The organism is Burkholderia sp. Bp9004, from assembly GCF_003858025.1.
In the GTDB taxonomy this organism is placed as follows: domain Bacteria; phylum Pseudomonadota; class Gammaproteobacteria; order Burkholderiales; family Burkholderiaceae; genus Burkholderia; species Burkholderia diffusa.
In genome coordinates, this window is the sequence record NZ_QTQD01000093.1 from 1 (window position 1) to 470 (window position 470).

1 protein-coding gene is annotated in these 470 nt (G+C 69.1%); it reads left to right on the plus strand.

The window, feature by feature from the left end; translation table 11 throughout:
• A partial coding sequence (locus tag DIE08_RS35890) for a DUF6531 domain-containing protein (RefSeq protein WP_221622523.1) occupies window positions 1-470 on the plus strand: 470 nt, incomplete at both ends.

Below are 470 nucleotides of genomic sequence, written 5' to 3' on the forward strand. Positions count from 1 at the left end.
ATCATCGCGGGCCTGGCCCGCGCCGTCCTCGCCCGCAGACCCGGCCGGGGACATGGCGCCAACGTCAAGTCGGGCACCACCAGCATCAGCAAGGCCAGCCACCCGGGGCAGCCGCTGGAGCCGCGCCCCGTCGAACGTAGGGCCCAGGGCGATGCCAAGCCCCAGAAAAACGGCACCTGCGCCGGCACCTGCGGCAGCATCAGCTTCGCCATGGGCAGCGAGACCATCGCGCATACCGACTTCGCCTTGCCGGGTCCGTTCCCCATTGAATGGACCCGCACCTACCGCTCCAGCCTGGGTGCTTTCGACGATGGCGCACTGGGCGCGCGCTGGATCACCCCGTACACCACGCGCTTCGACGTGCGGGGCGAAGGCCTGCGCTACCACGGCGCTGACGGGCGCAGCCACGACTACCCGCTGCCCAAGGTCGGACAGTTCCATGAAGATCGCATCGAAGACCTCACGCTGGT